Genomic DNA, 19,145 nt, shown 5'->3' on the forward strand with positions numbered 1-19,145 from the left:
ACTCGTTTAGCTCTTACATCTGCTTTATCCTAACCTTATTTCTTATGAATAAGCCTGAGTCAATTTTTCAAGAAGTTCTTCTTTCTCTTCATCACTAGCAAAGGAAGCCTCTATCGCTGTCTTATTGTGAACAAAAAAATCTTGAACAGAAGTGTTAAAATACTTGTGATAGAGTTCGTATTCTTTGGTTAGGTTTGTATCAGAAACGGTACGATTGTCCGTATTAATCGTAATGTTTGCCCCCGCTGCTTTCATTTTTAGGTAAGGGAAATCAGCAACAGTAACAGCAGCCTTGGTCTGGAGATTACTTGTCAGACACAATTCACCTGTGACACCATTTTTTACAAATTCTTCCAAAAGTTCAGGCTCTTGAGCAAGGATAGTCGCATGTCCATTACGCTTGATTCCCATTGCAATAGACTGAGCTAGAAAGGCTGGGCAGCCACACTCACCTGCGTGGAAAGTCATAGGACGGTCGTAAGTCTGAACTTGTTCAATCAAAGATTCAATAGCCCTTGGTCCATAATGATGCTCATCACCAGCAAAATCAAAGCCAACAAAATCAGTCTCTTCAACCTTATTGGCTTCATCAAGGATACGAGAAGTCAAATCTTGGTCCGATTGACGCATTCCACAAACCAAGGCCTTAGCCACAATACCGAATTCGTCCTGAGCTTGACGTAACCCTTGACAAACAGCTTGGATAGTTTCAACGACAGTAAGCCCCTTATCCATAGACAATTCAGGTGCAAAACGCACTTCAATATAGATGACATTCTCAAGAGCAGCCTGCTTAGCCACATCATAGGCAGCAAGGGTTAAAGCTTCCTTAGTCTGTAACAGTGGGCGAATGTAATCGAAAGCCACCAAATAATCCAGAAGACTCTCACAGGTATGTGGAGCTGTCACATGGTGTTTGAGCTCTGCGTCATCTTCTGGTAGTGCAATCTGTGCTAATTTAGCAAGATGACGAATGGTCTCTATTGACAAAGAACCATCCAAATGGCAGTGCAATTCTGTTTTAGCCAAGTGATGAAAATCGATAGCTGTCAAATTTTTTACTCTCCCAATCTTTGTTTTTGTTAATCAAATAAAATTAATTTTTACTATATTATCATTCCATAGAAAAAAGTCAAGATGCTAAAGCCAATGAGACATAGCAGATTCTTGAAATGCCACTTGCATTTTGTTAGGATGTAACTATCAAGAATACAAGGAGAATTATCATGTCTGACTATATTTTACCCGAAGTTTGGGAAAATCCTGCTGCTATGGGAGGAGCCTGGGGTGGTATTAACCAACCGACTGCTGGTGCCCGTTTTGAACAAACCTTACCAAAAGGCAATCAACCTTTCCAACTCTATACTCTTCCGACGCCAAACGGTATCAAGGCAACTATCATGTTAGAAGAACTTAAAGAACTCGGTGTGACTCAAGCAGGATATGATGCTTATCGTATTAAGATTGGTAATGGTGATCAGTTTGGATCAGACTTTGTTGCTATCAATCCAAATTCAAAAATTCCTGCCATGATGGATTATTCCCAAGACCAACCCGTTCGTGTCTTTGAATCAGCTAACATCCTCCTTTACTTGGCTGAAAAGTTTGGAAAACTTATTCCAACTGATCACGCTAAACGTACTGAAGTTCTCAACTGGCTCTTTTGGCAAACAGGCGCTGCACCTTTCCTAGGCGGTGGTTTTGGTCACTTCTTCCATTACGCTCCTGAAAAAATCGAATACGCCATCAAACGTTTTGCTATGGAAGCCAAACGCCAACTTGACCTGGTGGATAAAGAACTTGCAACCAAACCTTATATCGCTGGGGATGAGTACACTATCACTGATATCGCAATCTGGTCTTGGTATGGCCGACTTGCTCAGGATAAGATTTGGGACAAGGCTGGTATCTTCCTTAACGTTAAAGAATACAAGCATCTTCAAGCTTGGGCTGATAAGATCAGCAACCGTCCAGCTGTTCAGCGTGGCCTTGATGTTGATTATAAAGAAATTTAATCTTTGCAACGGTTAGTTTAGGCTAATCGTTTTTGCTTCTATTCATGATATAATAGAAAAAAATCACAAGGAGATTTTCATGACTGTATTTCAAGCTATTTTAGAAAAAATAAAAGCTTATGACACTATTATTATTCATCGCCACCAACGACCAGACCCTGATGCCATCGGTAGTCAGGTAGGTTTGAAGGAAATTTTGAAAACAAACTTTCCAGATAAAAAGGTCCTTGCAACTGGTATCAATGAACCAACTCTATCTTGGATTGCTGAGATGGATGAAGTAGCTTATCAGGATTATGAAGGAGCTCTTGTTATCGTTACTGATACCGCCAATACTCCTCGTATTGATGATGACCGATATAGTAAGGGCGACTTTCTTATCAAAATTGACCACCATCCTAACGATGATGCTTACGGAGACCTGCTTTTAGTTGATACTACTGCTTCAAGTGCCAGCGAAATTGTGACAGACTGGGCCCTCACTGTCGGTTTAGCCCTTTCAGATGCAGCTGCACGTGTTCTATATAATGGCATAGTTGGCGATACGGGACGCTTCCTCTTCCCATCGACAACTGCAAAAACACTTCACATTGCAGCAAAACTACGTGAATACGACTTCGATTTTTCTGCTATGGCACGTCGTATGGACAGTTTTCCCTTCAAAATCGCTAAATTGCAAGGCTATGTTTTCGATAATCTTGAAGTCGATGAAAATGGGGCAGCTCGAGTCGTCCTAACACGAAAAGTACTTGATGACTTTAATGTCTCTGATGCTGAAAGTTCAGCCATTGTTGGCACTCCTGGTCGTATTGACACCGTTCAATCATGGGCTATTTTCGTAGAGCAGCCTGAAGGGCATTACCGTGTGCGCCTTCGTAGTAAGTCTATTGTCATCAACGAGATTGCTAAGCGTCATGACGGTGGTGGACACCCACTTGCCAGTGGTGCCAATTCCTACAGCTTAGAGGAAAATGACCAAATCTATCAAGAAATCAAGGATACTGTTGCCCATGCAACTCACTAATCGTCGTGTACATCTTATGGGAACTGTTATTGATGTTTCCATCTATCATAATCAACCAGAACCCGTACTAGACCAGGTTGAGGCATTGCTTCATCTTTATAATAAGCGATTCTCTGCTAATGACGACAGTTCTGAACTCATGCAAATTAATAAGGCTGCCGGTATACACCCTGTAAAGATTCATCCAGAACTGTTCGAACTGATTTCTCTTGGAAAATGGCATAGTTGCCAAGTTGGAAGCCACCTTAATATTGCCATTGGTCCTCTCATTCAGACCTGGCGGATTGGCTTTTCTGATGCCAGACTTCCTCAGCCCACAGAAATCAGCCCACTTTTAAACCTCATCAATCCAACTGCTATTAGCTTATCCGAAGAAGATCATAGTGTCTTCCTCAAAGAAAAGGGGATGAAAATTGATCTGGGTGCCTTAGCTAAGGGTTATATCGCAGATCGGATTGCAGACTTTCTCAAAGTTGAAAAAGTAACCAGTGCCTTGATAAATCTAGGAGGCAATGTTCTAACCTTCGGACCAGCTCTCCATAATCCTGACCATAAATGGCGAATTGGTATTCAAAATCCTAAGGAGACGAGGAACACCAATCTCATGGTGCTTGCTATCAGAGACCAATCTGTCGTCACTTCTGGAATCTATGAACGGACTTTTGAAATAGACGGTAAGACCTATCATCATATTTTTGATAGTCAAACTGGCTATCCTGTTACTAGCAATCTTGCAAGCCTTACTATCATTTCTCCACTTTCAGTTGATGGCGAAATTTGGACGACTCGATTATTTGGGTCAAGTCTTGAGCATATTTTCCAAGAAGTTAGTGCCCATGAAGACCTTGAAGCCATTATTATTGATAAAGACAACTACTGCTTTCAAACAAGCGGTGTATACAAGATACGACTTTCCTAAAAAATAGGGAAAAAGACTTGTCAAGAAGTTAAGGTTTTGATAAACTAGAATAGTTAAAAAAAACTATGGTGCGGAAAGTACCATGGCAGAAAGGAAACATTTTAACATGAAAAAAGATATCCATCCAGATTACCGTCCAGTAGTATTCATGGACACAACTACTGGTTACCAATTCCTTAGCGGTTCAACTAAGTACTCAAACGAAACAGTTGAATTCGAAGGTGAAACTTACCCACTTATCCGTGTAGAAATTTCATCAGATTCTCACCCATTCTACACTGGCCGTCAAAAATTCACACAAGCAGACGGACGCGTGGATCGTTTCAACAAAAAATACGGTCTCAAATAAGCAACATTTTGTTGTTGAACCATTCCATTTGGAATGGTTTTTTCTTTATCTTTAAATCTATTGCTATTACAGAAGCTTTATTGAAGACTTAAAAAACAGCATCCCAATGGATACTGTCTTAATAAACTATTAAACTCCGGCTTTACCGATAAGCATTGCCCAGATAAAGAAGATGGCAAATCCGAACAAGAAAATCAAACCTGCAATGGCAAGCACTTTCAACCAGGTTGGAAAATCTTTCTTAGCCTTAGTGACAAGCACATAGTTCAATAGCGCAAAGAAAGGTGTTGTCAAGAATGAACCAATCATGGCGAAACGAAGCATGGTACCAACTTGACCTTGGAAGAAGATAATGATGATAAGACCAATAATTGAAGTCAAAGTCATCCATACGTTCAAAGGTGTTGCACTGGATTCTTTCTTGTTAAACAAAAGTCGTAGAGATATCTCATTTACACGTGAATAACCATCAATAACTGTGATAACGGTACCAAAAATACACAAGAAAGCAATGAAAGTAATCAAGTAGCGAGACCAAGTACCAAGCACTGATTCATACATACCGACGAATTGTGCGATATAGGCCGCTGAGGCTGCTACCACAGGTTTACCAGTTGGATACTGAATAAGAGCACCAAGAGCTACAAAGAATACTGCCAAGATAGCCGTTCCGATATAGCCAACATTAAAATCAAAGAGTGCATCATCAGTGTTAAAATCAACCGATTTCTTTTTCTCGGCAGACCAAAGTGAGTTGATGGCTGAAATTTCGATTGGAGCTGGCATCCAACCAAGAAGCGACACGATAAATGGAAGAGCCGCTAGTTGCCATGGACTTTTCTCTACGAAATCCACGCTATACTCTGGGTGTTTGATAGCGGCAATAATAACCGCTCCTACGGTTGCAATGGTCAAGGCAGACATAATCCATTTGGCCATACCATCAAGAAGTTTGTACCCCCCAAAGAGCAACATTCCCCAGATAATAGCAACCAAGATGAACGACCAAACAGTAATGGTCAAACCTAGCATGGGAAAGGCACTCGCAATGATAGCCGCACAGAGGATAGCAACACCTGCTGTATTAACCAAAGCTGAGAAAACATTGAGGATGAAGAATACCCAAAGGTAGAACTTCCCTTTTTCAGCATATCCTTCAACCAGAGTTTTTCGGTTCTATAATTTTTAGGGTTGATGGAATTTTTCCACCAACCCTATTTTGTGTATACAAAAAGGCCAACATCCATTATATTAAAAGCGCTGAAACCTAAAACAAAAGGATGATGACCATATGAACAATATACTAGAAGCTACACTACAAATCAAAGATAAAAACATGATTTGGGATAATAAAGTTCAAGAGAAGGTATTTAAAAAGAGAAAATCTTTATTTTATTCAGCTACATATACGCATAAACCAGAATTTTGTACTGTTTGTGGATGTGTTAGCCAAAATAATAATATCGTTAAAAACGGCACGAAAACATCTCGTATCACTCTCTGTTCTGTTTCAGGCCTTCCGGCCTACTTAAATCTACGCAAGCAGAGATTTCTCTGTAGAGAATGCGGCTCTTCATTTACCGCAGACACTAGTCGAATCGTAGAAAAACACTGTCATATCTCTAAAAGATTAAAAAATGAAATCAAATCAAAAATTAGTGAAACAGTATCTGAAACATATATCGCAAAAGAAACAAATGTTTCAGTTCATACTGTAAGACGTATCATAGATGATACAGCACGATTATTGACCATTAAACCATTACACGATTTACCTGAGCATTTGTGTTTTGATGAATTTAAATCCGTTAAATCTTCCGATAGTAATATGAGCTTCATTATTTGTGATAGCACTACACACAAGCTGGTCGATGTTGTACGAGATAGAAAATCTTACAGTTTGAAACAATATTTTTATCGTTTTGAGCCTAAGACTAGATTAAAGGTAAAAACCATCTCTATCGACATGTACGTACCGTACATTCAATTAATAAAAGAAATGTTTCCTAACGCTAAAATTATCATTGATCCTTTTCACATCGTACAAGCCTTAAATAGAGAATTAAATCGAACTCGGGTACGTGTCATGAATCAGCATCGTTATAAAGACGCTAAATTATATCGAAAGTTAAAACATTATTGGAAGTTAATTTTAAAGAATCCTAATGAACTTCAGAACTATAAATATAATCGTTATAAGCTTTTTGAAAGCTTTATGACAACCCAAGGAATTGTGGATTATATCTTAGAAAACAATCCATCTCTTAAACATGATTATGAGGTTGTACATTCACTTCGTGAATGTATACAGGATAGAGATTATATAGAATTCAAGGAAACGATTGAAGCAGCTACGCAATTAGACCTATCTCCTGGGTTAAAAAGAGTATTAAAGACTCTTATGACTTACTTGCCATATATTCAAAATACTTGTGAGTATCCAACTAGAACAAATGGCCCTATCGAAGGAATAAACAATAAAATAAAAGTGCTTAAAAGAAATGCCTACGGTTTTAAAAACTATTACCATTTTAGAAACAGGATTATCTTAATAACAAAAATGTTTGGCCCAAAACAAAAAGGAATTAAGCAACAATTAGTTGCTTAATCCCTTCCTAAAATTCTTCATCAACACTATTTGACAAAGAGCCAGTTTTTCCAGTATCTGCTGTGTATTCCGCACCAAAACGGAAAAATGGATATTTAAAGAGGTTAGCTAGAATAACTAAACCTAACAAGGCCCAGCCATACATACCTCCGGCTTGTGTTGAAGAAACGATATGGGAACCACCTACGGCAGCAGATGCCATTAGGATACCTGGTCCCATTGCTTTTATTTTACTACGCCAGGTTGACTGACTCGTAACACTTGATTGTGACATAAAAAGCCTCCTAAAACAATTTTCAGAATAATCTGAATTGATGGTTACTATTTTACACAATTGTGTAAAAAATTTCAATAGTATTTCAAATATTTTCTGAAAAATCGAAAAAAGCCATCCAAACGGATAGCTCTTTCACTATTTAAACAATCCAGTAAAGAAATCTACGATAGCTTGCCAGATTTGTGCAAAAATATTTTTGCTATTTTCAAGTGTCTTGTTAGCATCAAATTTTAAGTTGATGCCAGAGAAGGTATTTCCAGCTTTAGAAACGATAGAATCTTTCAGAGAACTCAAGCTTGACTTGAAACTTGCACTATCAATGATTGAGGACTTAGATAAATTCAAAGCAAAATTAACCAAAAGATTGATTTGATTATCAGAAAGATTCAAGTTGTAGTTATTGATGGTTTGCTGAACAATTGTTTTAGCTTGATCTTCAGTCAACTTGTCGCCTTTATCTGCAACTGCAGATTTGATATCAGTCATGGCTACATTAAGCTTATCAGCATCATAGTTACTCTTACCTGAATTTTCCTCATTGATTTGAGAAAGGGTTTTAAGTTCCTCTTGGGCAAGCTCCTTGCTTTCATCTGAAACTTTGGCTCCATTTTGCTCAAGGGAATAATAAATACCAGCCAAGGCACTTTCACCAGTAACGGCAATCGGTGCTGCTACTGTAATCTTAGCATGTTCAATACCAAGTGTCGTTGCGGCATTACGATACATATCCGATGTAACTTTCGTGATATTTTGTGGCGTTACAATATCAACAGTCAAGGTTTCTTTAGCACCTAGCTTTGCGATTTTAACCGAGGAATATAACTGTAAACTAGAATCGTCTGCAACATTCATGATTTTTGCATATGCTGATGTCGTTAGCGTCTTAACATTGGTATCTTTATTGCTATCATAACCCAACAAATTCAAGGTCTGGTTGCGTTGATCTTCTGACAAAGAATACCCCATGACATAGTCAGGCTGAACATAAGATTCATCAATAACCTTTTGAACGTCTGACGATGTGGCTGCTTGAGCAGCTGAAGCAAAGGTAGTCACTGAAGCTAACAGAGCAGCCCCAGTAATAAAAAGTTTTTTCAATTTCATGTGTTTTTCCTTTCGAAAATAGATTAGTATCCATAATCTCCTAAAGGACGACTGACAAAAGGGTCAGACATGAATTAATTATACCATGACTTGAAAAAATAAGGTCAAAAAAACTACTCATGCAACTCCAAAGGAAGACCATCAGGATCGTCAAAAAAAGTCATCTTTTCGCCAGTAAACGTATCCCTTCGAATAGGTTGGCAAGAGATACCTTTTTCATCTAAGTCTTTTACAACTTCCTCTATATGAGAAACCTTGAATGCTAAATGACGCAAGCCACAAGCTTCAGGATAGGATGGACGTTGAGGTGGCTCCACATAGGCCGGATCATTCGTTTTAGTGCCAAAGATTTCAAGCTCTATGGCTCCACAACGTAAGTCTAACTTATAATCATGACGCTCGGGACGATGATTTTCCCTAATGATTTCAAAACCAAGTTTATTGACATAAAAATCTCGAGAGCGCTCATAATCAGAAACTATGATGGCAACATGGTGTACCGTATTTAAAAACATTTTTTCCTCCTTAGAAAAAGGCCTTACGGCCTTTTCTCAACTTTGAAATTGGTTATATGATTTGTTAAAGGCATCAATAATATCTGAATTAGCCTTATCATATTCTACTTGAGTTTTCAAAACTCCTTTGACAATTGTACGCTGAGTTGCTTCAGCATCTGTACAAGTCACAAGAGTAACTTCTGACTTACCAGGTGTATCATCAACCACCGCTACTTCAGTTGGTTGAACAACTGTAACCTCACTAATGACATAAGTGTAGACTTTATTTTTATCCGTAAGATAAATCTTCATGCCTTTCTTAGCCCTATCAAGAGGTGAAAAAAGCATATCAGAAGCCCCTGCAATACCAAAAACATGGTGACTAGCCAGGGCATAATTGTTTTCCCCACCCATGACTTGAGTTTCCTTCATGGTTCCTGCACCGTAAGTCAACTCTGTATTTCCAAGACCTTTGAAAATAGGGAGATTGATACCGACCTCAGGAATGGCAATACCACCAATAACCGGAAGCTTTTGAGCATCCATTTGCGCTTGCAAAACGAATCCAGTACTGATTGATTGAACATTTTCAAAGTCAAAGCTAGTCTTAGCTTCTTTGTTTTTCTCAATTGTCTTTTTAGAAACATTACTAACTTGATATTTATTGGTGTTCCAGGCAATCACAGTGTTGCGGATGGACTTATTGAAAAATAGCGCTAGACCAACAACCAAAAGAACAACAATCAAAACCCAACGAAGGATTTCAAGCCATTTATGACGGTTTTTAGTCGTCTTGTTTTTCTTATCTCTACTCATCAGTTATCACCACTTTCTTGGTCGGCCTCGGGAGCTTTTACAACTTCTTCTGGTTCAACCAAAGCAAAAGTTACAATTCGAGCAGAATTATCCAAACGCATGACCTTAACCCCTTGAGTGGCACGTCCAGTTTGGGAAATATTGGCAACTGCTGTACGAATGATAACACCTGTATCAGTCATGACCATGATGTCCTCGTTACCAGAAACGGTAGCAATACCAGCTAAATGACCGTTCTTATCAGTGATATTAGCCGTCTTGATACCTTTACCGCCACGGCCCTTAGTTGGGTATTCAGTGGCTGAAGTACGCTTACCATAACCTTTTTCAGAGATAATCAATACTTCTTGGTCGTCCGTAATGGCGGCAGCACCAACGACTTGGTCGCCATCACGAAGAGTCACTCCTTTAACACCAGCAGCCATACGACTCATGCTTCGAATCGTATTTTCCTTGAAGCGTACACTGTATCCAAACTTGGTACCAATGATAATTTCTTCATTTCCTGTAGTCAAGAAGACATTGATTAGCTCATCACCTTCTCTAAGTTTTAAGGCAATCAAACCATTTTGGCGAATGTTTTTGAACTCGGCTTCTTTAGTACGCTTAACCAAACCTTGACGAGTTACAAAGACTAGGTGATTATTTTCAGAAGCTTCATCACTCTTAGCATTAATCACCGTTTGAATGGTCTCACCCTCGTCTAACTTCAAGAGGTTGACAATTGGTAATCCCTTGGCTGTACGACCATATTCAGGGATTTCATAGCCCTTAAGACGGTATACACGCCCTTTGTTAGTCATAAAGTAAAGGTGATCATGAGTGCTAGTTGAAACAATATCACGAACAAAGTCATCGTCATTAACACCAGTACCTTGGACCCCACGTCCACCACGTTTTTGTGAGCGGAACTCATCTTGAGCCAAACGTTTAATATAGCCTTTGTTTGAAAGCGTAATAACCACATCTTCTTCTTCGATGAGGTCTTCATCTTCAAGTGAGACAACTTCACCGACCATAAGTTCGGTACGACGAGCATCTCCGAATTTTCGCTTGCTCTCATCCAATTCTTCTTTGATAATGGCAATAACACGTCCAGGTTTCGCCAAGATATCGGCCAAGTCTGCAATCAAGTCTAACAGATCATTATATTCGTTTTGAATCTTATCACGTTCCAAACCGGTCAAACGACGCAAACGCATATCAAGAATCGCTTGGCTTTGACGTTCGGTAAGTTCGAAACGAGCCATCAACTCAGCTTGTGCTTCCGAATCCGTTTGACTGTTACGAATAATTGCAATCACTTCATCCAAGTGATCAAGTGCAATTAACAAACCTTCTAAAATATGGGCACGTGCCTCAGCCTTATCCTTGTCAAACTGTGTGCGACGAACCACAACTTCTTTTTGGTGGGCAATATAATCCGCCAAGATTTGACGCAAAGAAAGGATTTTAGGAACACCCTTTTCAATGGCCAACATGTTAAAGCTGAAGTTAGTCTGAAGTTGCGTTAATTTGAACAGGTTATTCAAGATAACATTGGCAGAGGCATCACGACGCACTTCAATAACAAAGCGAACTCCTTCACGAGATGACTCATCACGGACTGCTGTAATTCCTTCAACACGTTTTTCTTGGGCCAAACGAACAATATGTTCATGGACCTTATTCTTATTAACCATGTAAGGAAATTCTGTAACGACAATGCGCTCACGACCAGATTTCGTGGTCTCAATTTCGGTACGAGAACGAAGTACGATAGAACCCTTACCAGTCTCATAGGCACGGTGAATACCGGTTTTCCCCATGACCAGACCACCCGTTGGAAAATCAGGGCCAGGAAGAACTTCCATCAACTCACGTGTTGTGACCTCAGGGTTGTCCATCATCAATTTGACAGCATCAATTGTCTCAGACAGATTGTGCGGTGGGATATTGGTCGCCATACCAACGGCAATCCCTGTTGCGCCATTAACAAGTAAATTAGGAATACGTGATGGCAGAACAATTGGCTCACGTTCCGAACCATCGTAGTTATCTTGAAAATCAACAGTATTTTTGTTGAGATCACGGAGCATTTCCAAGGCGAATTTTGACATACGCGCCTCAGTGTAACGCTGAGCGGCGGCTCCGTCACCATCCATAGAACCAAAGTTACCGTGACCATCAACCAACATGTAACGGTAGCTCCACCATTGGGCCATACGAACCATAGCCTCATAGATAGATGAATCACCATGTGGGTGATATTTACCCATGACATCCCCAGTGATACGAGCTGATTTTTTATGTGGTTTATCAGGTGTCACCCCAAGCTCATTCATTCCATAAAGGATACGACGTTGTACTGGTTTTAAACCATCACGAACATCTGGCAAAGCACGAGCAACGATTACACTCATGGCGTAATCAATAAAACTCGTTTTCATTTCAGATGTCAATTTAACGTCAATTAAATTATTATCTTGCACCTTTAAAATGCCTCTTTTCTTTCATTCAAATCATTCCAAACTCTAATAAAAGAGCATAGAAAATTTCTATATTATTATACCATAAAAACAACGAACCTTTTAACAATTTCAGATAACCCCTAAAAACCTTATACCCAAAGGCTTTTAAAATGCTATCACCTAATTAAATTCAAAATAATTAAACAACATTCCCTATATTACCCACTTAAATCTCTATATTTTCTTCTTTTTTGGTTATATTTTGGTTAAATCAAAACCCCGAATTACATCAATATAATCACTTTTCATAGCATTAGTAATATGAGTATAGATTCGAGTTGTCGTTTTTTCATCCGTATGACCGACACGTTGCATAATCACTTTTAATGGTAAACCCATCTCAACTAATAAACTAATATGAGAATGTCTAAACACATGACTTGTAGGCTTTAAATCAGGTCTTATCCCTGACTTCAAAGCATACTTCGCTAGATAATTATTAAAATTAGCATTACTAAATAGAGATTGTACATTATTCACAAAAACAAACGATTGATATTTCTCACTCTTATTATGCTTAAAAGCCTCAAGTAAAATTTCTTTACAACGGTCATTAAAATAAACTGTTCGATAAGCACTTGCTGTTTTAGGTGATGATAACCTAAACTGATTATCAATATTCAATCTACTAAGTGTACGATTCACAGTCAAACACATATTTTCAAAGTCAACATCCTCTTTTTGTAAGCCTGACGCTTCACCAAAACGCAAGCCAGTAAGATAAAGGAACTCAGCCAATAATGCTGAAATCTTATGTCTTTTTATAGTATTTAAATACTCAAACAATGCTTTTGCTTCTTCTTTTGAATAAAACTTCATATTCTTTCTATGAAGCTCATCAATACTACTATATAGTCTAGGTAATTTAACTTTTGACACAGGATTTTCAGATAACATATCCAAACGTTTACCGTAATCAAAAATCATATTTATAACCGAAAGCATAACTCTTAACGTTCCTATTTTTTTGTCTAACGATAAAATATATTCCTGTATTTCAATACTAGATATTTTGTCTATATTCTTTTCATAAAATCTTTGACTAAAATCCTTAATCACTTTCAATTGTGTATAAAACGTACTTTCTTTAACACTAACTTTTCTAAAAGCCAACCACGACTCATAAAGTGTCCCAAACGTAACTACAGATTTTTTTACCTCCAACTTTTTTTCAATCATTCCCTCTAAAATCCGCCTCGCCTCACCTTGTGCCTGACGTGTTTTAGATTTTAATGTACAAGAAACTTGTCTCCACTTTTCGCAATTCGTATCATAAAATTTTTCATAATAACGATACTTACCATTATCTAATGCTACAAAAAACATAACTACCTCTTTTCTAAAATTAAAAAGCAGGTATCTAGTTAATACCTACATTATATCATTATTTGTACTTATTATTCTCACACCATCGCAAATACTCATAAAATCCTCTAACATTGATTAAAGTCATTCTCGTTGACGGTCTCAACAATATCTCCCTAAATTCTTTATTCTTACCAATAGCAGTCATATATTTTTCCAACGTCTTCTTTGAAAAAGTCGGAAAATACTTACTTATCAATTCTTGTTTCCCAACCATAATATCAGGAAAATCATTAACATTCAAAACCATGTTTACCTCTTTCGTTCGTTATTTGCTCAAAAATCACGCCTTCCTGGAAAATCGATTATTCGGTTTTTGGCAAAATAAAAAGGCTATGAAAAAAATCATAACCTTAAATGCTTTTTAAAATTACAGTTGCCCAATCAGACCTTGCCGACAGCAAACGCAAAACATTTACTGTCTCAGCACCTACGACATCATAAAATAAAATATAGTCATTAACAACCTGATACCTAATTGACGTTTCAATATCAACTCGTGATGATAAACTAGCTCCTACCATCGGACTATCACACAAACGACTATAAATTAACTCATCTAACTCTCTAACAAAATTATCTATATTCCTAGCATATGTTCCCAACTGCTTTTTGTAAAAAACTGCATCTTGAATATCCTTTAACACCTGACGAGAAACATTAACTTTATAACTCATTCTTCAATGCCAAACACTTTCCTAAATTCATCTTGTGATACCGTTTTTTCACTTGCTAAAGAATGATAACCCTTTTGTAATTCCTCAAAAAGTCTTACTCTTGCTTGCATCATCCTATACTCATCAAAATCAATCACAGCATACTTAGCATTGCCATTTTTCGTCAAAATGACTGGAGACCCCACCGAAACATCTTGCAACGACTTATTATAAAATCTCATATCTGAAACAGGAATAATATTTTCCATAATAACACCTCTTAAGCAATATTTTAGTAATATTTTAATTAAAATTATTATATCATAAAACAAAAAAATAGGGTACAGCCCTACTAGACTGCACCCCACCTATTCTAATTACTCATCATCATCTTCATCCTCCTCAATATACTCATACTCAATTCCACGCAACTTATCAATCAACTCAGTAATCTTATCTTTTGCACCAAGATAAACAGCACCCAAGATAACAATGATTCCAACAATCCAAGACCACCAAGCCGTTTTCTCACCTGTATGAGGTAAAGTTTTCATCTCACCTGTAGAAGTTTTAAAACTAACTGTACCATCAGAATTAGTCTTACCTCCCAAATTCTCAGCACTTGTCTTAACCGTATTACCTGCAGTATCTACAGCAGTAACCACAGCATCTTGTGTATTGACTACTTGATACCCTGATTCAAGAACAACTGGTGCATCATAACTTACATTTTCAATAACCTGCTTAGTGACTTGTGACACTTGTCCTGCATTAGTTCCAACATTTTCAACTGGATTTACTCCAGGAGCAATATTCTCAGACTGTTTATCACTTGACTTAACCTTGTCTGCTTTTTCTGAAACTGGTTTTGAATCCTTACCTAGTGAACTACTTGAAGAACCCTGCTTATCAACTGGTTTTACTGGTGACGTGCTACCTGAAACCTCCACACCTGCACCATCTGTAACCGTTGCATCTTTACTAGATTTTGATTCCTTACCTAGTGAAGTGCTTGTAGAATCTTGCTTATCGACTGGTTTTACTGGTGACGTGCTACCTGAAACCTCCACACCTGCCCCATCAGTTGGCTGTCCCACAGTTGAATCCTTACTAGGTTTTGATTCTTGACCCAAAGACGTATCACTCGTAGAACCTTGATTATCAACTGGTTTAGCAGTTGACGTGCCATTTAAAGACCCTACGTCTGTCCCAGTTGTTGGTTGTCCTACAGTCGCCCCTGTATCGCTCGTAGAGCCTTGATTATCAACTGGTTTAGCGATTGACGTGCTGTTTGAAACCTCTACACCTGCCCCATCAGTTGGCTGTCCTACAGTTGCACCTGCATCACTCGGAGAAACCAAAGCAGAACTGTCTCCCAAAGTCGCAGACGAACTTACCCCATCAGCAAATACAGCACTTGCATTAGATAGTACCAAAGTTGATACTGCTACCATTGATAATAATTGTTTTTTTGTCATTTTAAAAATCTCCATTTTCTTTTTTTATTTTAACAACTATAAGTCCTTTGACAGACTCATAGTCTTATTCTTTAACAGCATAGCTATAGTAACTTGCAGGTTGACATACTCGATAATGCACCTTATCCTGAACATTACTATAATTACATTCAGACACAAGGAATGTTCCATCTTCATTTACATGCTCGACAAACCCAACATGTCCATACTGAGGAAATGTACCATCATTACCACCTGCAGTTGAAACAACAGCTCCCTCAACAGGTGTTGAAGATTCTTTCCATCCCTTAGAAACCAACGACCTGACCCAATCTTGACCGTTACCATTACCATTATAGATTCCTGCATCTTGACAGATACCTGTTTCTTGCAAACGATTAGCAACGTACCAAGTACATTGTCCAACAGGATATGAATTAGCACCCAACGTAGTCAATGAAGCTGACGTAGGCTGACCGTATTTCAACTTATCAGCATACTCGCTAGGGAAATCCCACGAACTAGCTAACGAACCACTCGCAAGATTTGAAGTTGGTACATCGCTACTTGTTGACGGTGGGTCAGGTGTTCCACCATGCTCATCTATATACTTGTCCATTTTTTCCATGAACTCAGCACGTCTTTTTCCTGAACCTGACGTATCAGTAAAATAAACCCCACCGTCACTAGGACTTAAAGACCCATTCGCATTTTTTTGAGCCTTCTCATCCTGAATCTTAAAGGTTTCATTATGATTCGCTATAATCGTTTGTTTCGTTAAAGCTACCACAGCAACTTCATCATTGAAGTTATTAGCATTTTCAGGGTTAGAGTCAAAAGCACCATAACCAAACATATTAGAACCTGCATTAGTCGCTACACCTGCAGTCCCAAGCGAACTTTCATTCATAGCGATTGCTAAAATAGCCCTAACATCCAAATTCGACTTTGATTCCCATTCAAGCAATTTAGCACCATTGATTCGGTTTTTATCATAATTAACCCCTAACGTACTCATAAAGCCATCAATCTGTTCTGCAGTAATTCCATACCTATGAACTAACAAATTATGAGTATAAGCATCACCATCCGACCAATGCTGACAATATTTAACTTGCCCATTCGTTCCTAATGAACTTGTACCACCTCCTGAACCGTCTCCAAGAACAGCAATAAATATAAAACCAATCAAGAAAATCGGTATGAGAGGTGGAATCAACATTAGCAAGACTAGCTTTATTTTTTTATGAGCAAGTCCTCTTATCAACACTACCTCCTATTTCTTCTTAATTGTTCTTTGATATTTTTTTCATTAACCTTATAACGTTTAAATCCTGTCTTAGGCTTTTTCAATTCTTCACGTTGTTTTCGTTGCTTCAACAAACGCTCTTTTGTCTGTTGATTTTGCACTTTTTGATTAGGAACTTTAGGCTTTTGCGTATTCAATTTAGGTTTTTGAGCTACACGATTACGATACTTATTAGCTCTACTCAAAACTTCATCACGAGCTTGTCCTTTCTTCATTCCTGCTCCTGCATAACCATAGACATTAGCCATTGCTCTATCACGAGTATTACGGATTTTATCTTTCGTATCAGCAAGACGTTTCATACCAACTTCTCTACGATGTTGTGCAACCTCTTGACCTCTTTCATCAGACCATCCATTCTTATGAGCTAGATATTTACCTTTTGCATTGAGATAAGTCTTATCTACTCCCTGAACACCCTTACGAAAAACACTACCTACACCATGTCTCATGGCACCTGTTGTCATTTGTCTCATCATAGATAGACGAGAAATATTCCTTTGAGTACCATTACCATAACGTCCTGAACGCCCTCTTCTAAACTGTCTCATAGAACGATTCAAACGTCTCATTCCAACATTGCCGAAATTATAACCCAAGCCACGCATAAATGATTCTGCACCATTAAATTGGAAATGAGAAAGAATCCAATCACGCTTACAATAAGCTACAATCAGGACAATAATTTTCATAGTCGTTGAAGCAAAATAATTAGGAAACATTGCCTCAGTAACTTTAGTCAGAACCATATAGAAATAGAGAATAAAAACAGTCAAGAAATTTACTGCAGAAGCCGAAACCTCAACTACAATAGCACTCTTAATAAAGCGATAAAACATATTCTCAAATGGGGGAAATATAGCTAATAAGAAAATAAAAGGTGATAAAATCAGCAACAAGAAAAATACCATTTTAAGAATGAATGATATTATCGCCATCAGTATTATGATGATTCCCATGCCGATTGCGTCAAACATAGAAATAAACCCATACAAAAACTTATCTCCCCAAGCATTTTGCATCCGAGGAACTTTAGGCTTTTTCTCATCACCTACAAACTTATCAATAGTTGTTTTATCATTGAATTTAAACTTATCATCACCTGACTTATAATCTAATAATTCTTTGAGCGTATCAGTCGTAACCTTATCATCATTAGACGTAAACGTCCCATCAGCATTCATTTCCTTAACATCCGTATTCATATAAACATAAGGTTTCCAAATGGCTTGTCTAAAGTAAAGGTCAAGAACCCCATCAGCACTATTATAAGGCTGAGTTGTTCCAACCATTGAAGCCGTTGACTCAGAGGTCAAAGAATTAGTATTGTTATAGACATTCTGAACCACATAAGCCCCATTAATATTTGAATAAAAGAGCAAAATAGCTAAATACACAAATACAGACCGTCCTAATGACGTAAAGAAATTACCACCTTGAATATGTCGAGAATAGGCATACATCACCATGATTAGCCCTGCTAACGATAGTAAGCCAGTCGTCAACAAACTACTAAATACACTCGCAGACGTTGAAACAATAGTTGTCAAATAACTATCAAGATTCGTATTATTCCCTGATTGAATAAACTCATAGACCATTGAAACTAACCAAAAAATTTGTTTTGTTAACCAAAACGGAATCGAAATAACCGTATTGATTAGATAGTTAGTCTGAGCATCCATATTTAGAAATTTCTTCGGAAAATAGACCTTACTATTAAAAGATGATAATTTCTTTTTTCCCATGTCCTGATAAGTAATCGCAATATTAGTATCATGCTTTGGGTCTGAATCCTTATTATCAGCAGGGCTAGTAGCACTTTGAACAACCGTAGGCTTATTACCATTTAGATTACTAGGTTTTGCTCCATCACGTTTAGGGTCAGGCCCCATTATAGGCTGTTTTTTATCATCACTACTTGAAGCATTACTACCACTCGTCGAAGAACTATCACTTCCTGAAGCCCCATTTTTTTTAGCCTCATTTTTCTTCTTAATATCTTCAGGTTCTTCAGGGCCATAAGTTTTAGAATCACTAGATTTTTTACTTGAATCAGAACCCTTATAATTTTCCTTTAAGAGTGCATCCTCATAGCCTATCTTATAAACATCCTTACCATAATTATTATTGAATGGTTGACTGTTCGACTTTGCTAAAACAGGAGAGGCAAGCCCTAAACTAACCAAGCTTAGAGCAACAAAAAGAGCCAGTTTAGTCTTTTTCATACACCCTCCTT

At 37.9% G+C, this 19,145-nt stretch carries 17 protein-coding genes and 2 pseudogenes; 5 read left to right on the top strand and 14 right to left on the bottom strand.

Annotated elements, in window-relative coordinates:
* Positions 1-42: 42 nt before the first annotated feature.
* Complete coding sequence (gene add / locus QRD39_RS00490) at positions 43-1,053, bottom strand: adenosine deaminase (protein WP_285955266.1); 1,011 nt, start codon at positions 1,051-1,053, stop codon at positions 43-45.
* Positions 1,054-1,226: 173 nt separating this feature from the next.
* Between add and yghU the strand changes: the two genes are divergently transcribed.
* The 4 genes from yghU (at position 1,227) to QRD39_RS00510 (ending at position 4,307) form a co-directional block, all read left to right on the top strand.
* Positions 1,227-2,015 carry a glutathione-dependent disulfide-bond oxidoreductase gene (gene yghU / locus QRD39_RS00495; RefSeq protein ID WP_285955267.1) on the top strand — a complete coding sequence of 263 codons (789 nt, stop codon included), beginning with the start codon at positions 1,227-1,229 and terminating at the stop codon, positions 2,013-2,015.
* 79 nt (positions 2,016-2,094) lie between these two features.
* A complete protein-coding gene (locus QRD39_RS00500; protein WP_285955268.1) occupies positions 2,095-3,039 on the top strand; it encodes a DHH family phosphoesterase in 945 nt (314 codons plus the stop codon).
* Positions 3,026-3,958, top strand: coding sequence for an FAD:protein FMN transferase (locus tag QRD39_RS00505; RefSeq protein ID WP_285955269.1), 933 nt, complete (start codon positions 3,026-3,028; stop codon positions 3,956-3,958). The genes QRD39_RS00500 and QRD39_RS00505 overlap by 14 nt, the downstream gene beginning before the upstream one ends.
* A 106-nt stretch (positions 3,959-4,064) precedes the next feature.
* Positions 4,065-4,307, top strand: a complete 243-nt coding sequence (locus tag QRD39_RS00510; protein ID WP_008534857.1) for a type B 50S ribosomal protein L31 — start codon at positions 4,065-4,067, stop codon at positions 4,305-4,307.
* A 129-nt stretch (positions 4,308-4,436) separates the two neighbouring features.
* On the opposite strand, the pseudogene QRD39_RS00515 reads toward QRD39_RS00510, so the two are convergent.
* Positions 4,437-5,477, bottom strand: a pseudogene (locus QRD39_RS00515) (divalent metal cation transporter); the annotation flags it as partial.
* Between the two features lie 121 nt (positions 5,478-5,598).
* On the opposite strand from QRD39_RS00515, the gene QRD39_RS00520 reads away from it, so the two are divergent.
* On the top strand, positions 5,599-6,915 hold the full coding sequence (locus QRD39_RS00520; protein WP_084870161.1) for an ISL3-like element ISSpn3 family transposase: 1,317 nt from the start codon (positions 5,599-5,601) through the stop codon (positions 6,913-6,915).
* A gap of 43 nt (positions 6,916-6,958) precedes the next feature.
* On the opposite strand, the pseudogene QRD39_RS00525 reads toward QRD39_RS00520, so the two are convergent.
* The 12 genes and pseudogenes from QRD39_RS00525 to QRD39_RS00580 all read right to left on the bottom strand — a co-directional run.
* Positions 6,959-7,189: pseudogene (locus tag QRD39_RS00525) on the bottom strand (divalent metal cation transporter); the annotation flags it as partial.
* 138 nt (positions 7,190-7,327) lie between these two features.
* The gene (locus QRD39_RS00530; RefSeq protein ID WP_002887854.1) at positions 7,328-8,296 is read right to left on the bottom strand and encodes a DUF1002 domain-containing protein; all 969 of its coding nucleotides are present in this window, start codon (positions 8,294-8,296) and stop codon (positions 7,328-7,330) included.
* Between the two features lie 113 nt (positions 8,297-8,409).
* On the bottom strand, positions 8,410-8,811 hold the full coding sequence (gloA2, locus tag QRD39_RS00535; protein ID WP_285955270.1) for an SMU1112c/YaeR family gloxylase I-like metalloprotein: 402 nt from the start codon (positions 8,809-8,811) through the stop codon (positions 8,410-8,412).
* A gap of 36 nt (positions 8,812-8,847) precedes the next feature.
* Positions 8,848-9,609 carry a class A sortase gene (locus QRD39_RS00540; RefSeq protein WP_285955271.1) on the bottom strand — a complete coding sequence of 254 codons (762 nt, stop codon included), beginning with the start codon at positions 9,607-9,609 and terminating at the stop codon, positions 8,848-8,850.
* The gene (gene gyrA, locus QRD39_RS00545) at positions 9,609-12,080 is read right to left on the bottom strand and encodes a DNA gyrase subunit A (protein ID WP_285955272.1); all 2,472 of its coding nucleotides are present in this window, start codon (positions 12,078-12,080) and stop codon (positions 9,609-9,611) included. The genes QRD39_RS00540 and gyrA overlap by 1 nt, the downstream gene beginning before the upstream one ends.
* 234 nt (positions 12,081-12,314) lie before the next feature.
* Positions 12,315-13,445, bottom strand: a complete 1,131-nt coding sequence (locus QRD39_RS00550; protein WP_285955273.1) for a tyrosine-type recombinase/integrase — start codon at positions 13,443-13,445, stop codon at positions 12,315-12,317.
* Between the two features lie 58 nt (positions 13,446-13,503).
* Positions 13,504-13,734 carry an excisionase gene (locus QRD39_RS00555; protein ID WP_285955274.1) on the bottom strand — a complete coding sequence of 77 codons (231 nt, stop codon included), beginning with the start codon at positions 13,732-13,734 and terminating at the stop codon, positions 13,504-13,506.
* Between the two features lie 103 nt (positions 13,735-13,837).
* The gene (locus tag QRD39_RS00560) at positions 13,838-14,161 is read right to left on the bottom strand and encodes a type II toxin-antitoxin system RelE/ParE family toxin (RefSeq protein ID WP_285955275.1); all 324 of its coding nucleotides are present in this window, start codon (positions 14,159-14,161) and stop codon (positions 13,838-13,840) included.
* Positions 14,158-14,409, bottom strand: coding sequence for a prevent-host-death protein (locus QRD39_RS00565; RefSeq protein ID WP_285955276.1), 252 nt, complete (start codon positions 14,407-14,409; stop codon positions 14,158-14,160). Before QRD39_RS00565 ends, QRD39_RS00560 begins: the two co-directional genes overlap by 4 nt.
* 108 nt (positions 14,410-14,517) lie before the next feature.
* The gene (locus QRD39_RS00570; RefSeq protein WP_285955277.1) at positions 14,518-15,618 is read right to left on the bottom strand and encodes an LPXTG cell wall anchor domain-containing protein; all 1,101 of its coding nucleotides are present in this window, start codon (positions 15,616-15,618) and stop codon (positions 14,518-14,520) included.
* A gap of 64 nt (positions 15,619-15,682) precedes the next feature.
* The gene (locus tag QRD39_RS00575) at positions 15,683-16,837 is read right to left on the bottom strand and encodes a CHAP domain-containing protein (protein WP_434556758.1); all 1,155 of its coding nucleotides are present in this window, start codon (positions 16,835-16,837) and stop codon (positions 15,683-15,685) included.
* Positions 16,838-16,866: 29 nt separating this feature from the next.
* Positions 16,867-19,134, bottom strand: a complete 2,268-nt coding sequence (locus QRD39_RS00580) for a FoF1 ATP synthase subunit a (protein ID WP_285955279.1) — start codon at positions 19,132-19,134, stop codon at positions 16,867-16,869.
* Positions 19,135-19,145: the final 11 nt, after the last annotated feature.

The sequence above is a fragment of the Streptococcus raffinosi genome, assembly GCF_030284685.1.
In the GTDB taxonomy this organism is placed as follows: domain Bacteria; phylum Bacillota; class Bacilli; order Lactobacillales; family Streptococcaceae; genus Streptococcus; species Streptococcus raffinosi.